This window comes from Furfurilactobacillus milii, from assembly GCF_009863985.1.
In the GTDB taxonomy this organism is placed as follows: domain Bacteria; phylum Bacillota; class Bacilli; order Lactobacillales; family Lactobacillaceae; genus Furfurilactobacillus; species Furfurilactobacillus milii_A.
Genome location: NZ_WEZT01000053.1, coordinates 1 through 4269, shown reverse-complemented (window position 1 = coordinate 4269; position 4269 = coordinate 1). Strand labels below are relative to the sequence as shown.

Below are 4269 nucleotides of genomic sequence, written 5' to 3'. Positions count from 1 at the left end.
CACTTGAACTAATTAATCAACGACCATTAAAAATACATCATCAACAGACTGCCATTGAAAGATTCCGGGCTTGTTCGGATTAAACTTGTAATTTGCCTTTTCCATATATTTAACGTTGATCGATTTAACATTCTTCTGTTCATCAGCATAGCCTAACTTGTAGAATTGACTACCAGTACCATCTTTATCGGTTGTATTCCATGTATAATCCTGAGTCGCGGAGTAAACAATATGATTCTGAATTTCATGACCAGAAGCATCTGTCAATCCACTATCTACTGGCATACTAAAATTAGTCGCAGCAGTATATTTACCCGTATTCTGAAAATCATCAGCATCTGTCATGGCCTTAGTAACATCATTCAACAAACTAGCCTGTCCTGCCGTATAAGCATTGTTGACCAAAATAATCTGAGCATTGTAAGCCTTATTGTAAACATTTGCCAAAGCACTAGCCACAGCTGTTTGCTTAGTATTTGTCAAATATGTTGAAAACGCAGGACTAACCATTCTATCAGCAGAAATTGTCGTACCCGCCGGAATTTTGGACACAGTCGTATAGACACCGTTCACGATAGAGGCTTTTACAACAGATGAAGCAGCCATATCAACGATGTTAGGGCCTGCTGCCAATTGTGACGCAGTGTCACCTGCCGTTGTGCTAAATACTTTGTAATTACCTAAGGCCGCTTGATAAATCTTCTTGTAGGTACTCAAATAAGCATAACTATCAGCACCAGTTGTACTAGTGCCAGTCAATGCATTTGAAAGATCAGTAGATTTTGAAAAGTCTGTCACCGCTTTATTAGCTGAGTTGTATGCGTTCAAGTATGCATCTTGCAACATCTGGCTGACACGTGTATTCGCTTTTATCTGAGCAATTTGATCAGCAGTTGAAGTTGCAGCTGCACCCTTCATAAGACTAAACGGCATGTTGCCTTGATAAGTACCAATAGGATCAGACACGGCACCGTTACCAGACAATGCGTCGGCAATACCTTGCTGTTGATACTTTTGTAACCAAGTCAAAGCAGCAGCGTAACCAGCATCGTATGCTTGTTTAAGCTGATCCGTATCTGATTGCCATGTAGTCGTCGTGATCTTCCCATCAAGTCCGTTAGCAACGTTGCTGTCAGACACTTTAGTACTGGACATCTTTGTCATTGCCGCATAAGCTGCTTGCATACCTTGAGAATATTGATTAGCTAGCGCACTAACAATAGTAGATACCAACGTTTGATAAATGCTTTCAGTATCTTTATCAAAATGAGTTGGTACATTATCAGCGTTCTTCAATGAAAGACCTAACGTCGATTTAATTGTATCTTTTGAAACAAACGGAATACTGGGAATCGCTGTATCTTCAGTATAGTTAACAGACCCTACTGGTAAACCGGTAACTGGATCAATAGAAACCTGCCATCCGTCTTGATCATGTGTATGATTCGTACTATCAGTTTCAATATGACCCAAACTAACGATGTTATCAGAATTTTTAAACTCATTAGATAAACCATCTAACCAAGCATCTGGCACATTTTTATCAAACCAAAGAGCGGCAGCAATACTTTTAGGAATTCCATAATATGACGTACCAGTATCACTAAGAGTTGTTGGGTTAAAGTGCAATAATCCATCTTTTTTAATTGTCCCAATTAATCCAGTATCAGTTAAAGGAATACCCCAACCAGCGTCATTTTGATTAACACCTAGTGTTAACAAACTAGATAAAACAACGCCGTTGACTAAACCTTCTTGTGTCAAATTTTTGATCATTTGAATAGTTTGAATTAATCCTGAAAATTTAACATGTCCAGCAGCGGCAACCAGTGTACCTCCTGAAATCAAGCTTTGAGCTGTATTAAGCGCTGACGAATCCCATCCACCTGGGATTCCTGCAACGCTGTCAATAATCAGTCCCGTTGCGCCTGAGTGTGGGAAAAGAGTTATTTGTGCTGTTGATAACTTTCCAAAGTCCGCCATAACTTGATTGTTAGGCGTAAATGGATTTGCTGCTCCTTGCCCGAATACGGAACCTGCTCCCCAATTGTTTACATTCTGAGCAATTGCCGTATCACTCGATGTACCGGACCACTGTTTGCCGCTTGGATTAGTAAAATTAAGCCAGTCACCTGAAGTTGTTGAAATTAATTTTTTTACGTTATCTGCATTGCTGAAATAGGTCGGCAAAGTTTGGGATAGTTGTTTTACATAATCCTTAAATAACACGGCAATCTCATAAACCGTCTGATGGTAAGTATCCTGATCGTTTTGAAGTAAACTACCAGAAGTTGGGAATGAAGCACCCTGCCAGGTTTGTGGGTGATTTAACATATCTTCCCAGTCAACAACAGCAGAATATTGAATATCTGACAGAGCGTCCTTATAGCCATAACTAGCTGTATTTAAATTGGCAATATTGCTAAAAATGGAATTTGGTGTATTTACTTGTACGTTACTAAATAAAGTACCAATAAAGTATTTTTGCTGTTTTAACGTTTGACCAGTCTTGTTGTCATAAACATCAAACGTTACATAATAACCGTTCGTGGCATCCCCACTAAGCGTAATCGGATTACCCGCTGGACTTGTTAAGGTCAGTGTATGTTTAACTAGGTCACCAACACCGCCGACTGTAATTTCAGTACCTGAAGGTAGCGCTTGAATAGCTGTCGCTGCAACTTCACGTTCATATTGAAGCTCAGTTGTCATTTCAACTGATTGATAGTACTGTCCAAAGTCGGAAGTGCCATACTGTTTGCCAGTGTATCCATCGGGAGTAACGATGTATAAGGTATTGCCGTTATCGCTTGCATGCGCAGTCAAACCAGTTGGCAAAGCTGCAATCTGGTTTTGGGCATACTGCTGCCTAGTTTGATCTGAAATCGTTGCATAATAATTACCAAAATCAACAGTCGTGTAATTATCACCACCTGGAGTAATGGCGGTTAATCCCTTGCCGTCGGAACTTACTTCAGTCTGTACCGTGGATGCTAGTGAGTTAATGACAGATTGGGCGTACTGCGCCTTAGTTTCGTTTACAACGGTTTTAATGACATTGCCCTGAAAATAAGCTGGCAATAATGGCGTTCCTAAATATGTTGCATCGGACAACGCATAAAGAGTTGAACGATCCTTGCTTAAAATATAAGTTAAATCCGTTGGCAAACTGATATTTGATAAAGTTTGAGCATCTTTTTGTGCCAAAAGTGTGACACCAGTCATCTGAGTGGATGTTGTTGATGTTGTTGATGTTGTGTCATCCACTAGTGCAAATGATTGCGCTTGTCCTGTTTGCGAGGCCATGTCTGCCAATTTTGATTTAACAGCACTGATTTGTTCATTATTGGGACTGATCAATGTGGCACTACTTTCAACAGGCTTAACGGTTGTACTGGACGCCACGTTCTCAGATGCCTGATTTTCTGAAACTTTTACATTAGCACTAGTAGCACTAGTCGTTGCCTGACTTGAGATGTTATCAGAAATTGTAGAAGCACCATTTCCTACTTTTGTGTTGGCTTCTGACTGTGACACTTGGGAAGAGGCAGAAGTCACACTGTCTGCGTTCTTTGTCTCATTAGCTGATGTAGTAGCTGCAAGCTTATTATCAGACGCTTGCTCGGATGACGCTACTACACTTTTGCTTTCAGTATTGGTTGCATCTGACTTTTGAACAGCACTTACAGTAACGGAACTAGCACTCGTCGCGGAAATACTGCTCTTCTGCGTATTCGATGTTGCTGAAGCATTGTCGACACTCGACGTTTTAGTAACACTAGATGTATTTGCTGTGTTTAAATCGTCTGATGTGCTGGATGTAGCGGAAATACTGCTTTGAGCCGCATTTGTTGTATCCGCGTGCGCTGAGCTTGTACTCAGCCCACTTGCAGCGCCAAACATAAACAATGTAATGCCGGCAAAAAGCCACATTTTACCAGCCTTATACATTTTATAGTGAAGCTTAGATTCAGTTTCGGCTGACCATAAACTTCGATTATTTTGATGCATCATAATGATGTACCCCCCTAATTTACTGCATTCAATGAGTCAATCAACAAACGTGTTCTTATGCCATTTGAGTGCTAAAAATAAAAAATACATATCAAAAATGCAACTAAAAACAGGTATAATCTAACTAAGGTTTGACGTAAGTTGGTTGCTTATAAAATAAGTAAGGTAGATTGCAAATTTAATCCGAATTTTTGGACAAATTTGTCAGCATAACCTGATACGGTGTTTGCCAGTCGAGTATTTTAAGCGGTCGCT

General features: G+C 40.1%; 1 pseudogene. It reads right to left on the bottom strand.

Annotated features, from left to right (window positions below):
* Positions 1–3861 precede the first annotated feature (3861 nt).
* Positions 3862–4011 (bottom strand): annotated as a pseudogene (locus tag GB992_RS11885) (KxYKxGKxW signal peptide domain-containing protein); the annotation flags it as partial.
* Between the last annotated feature and the right edge of the window lie 258 nt (positions 4012–4269).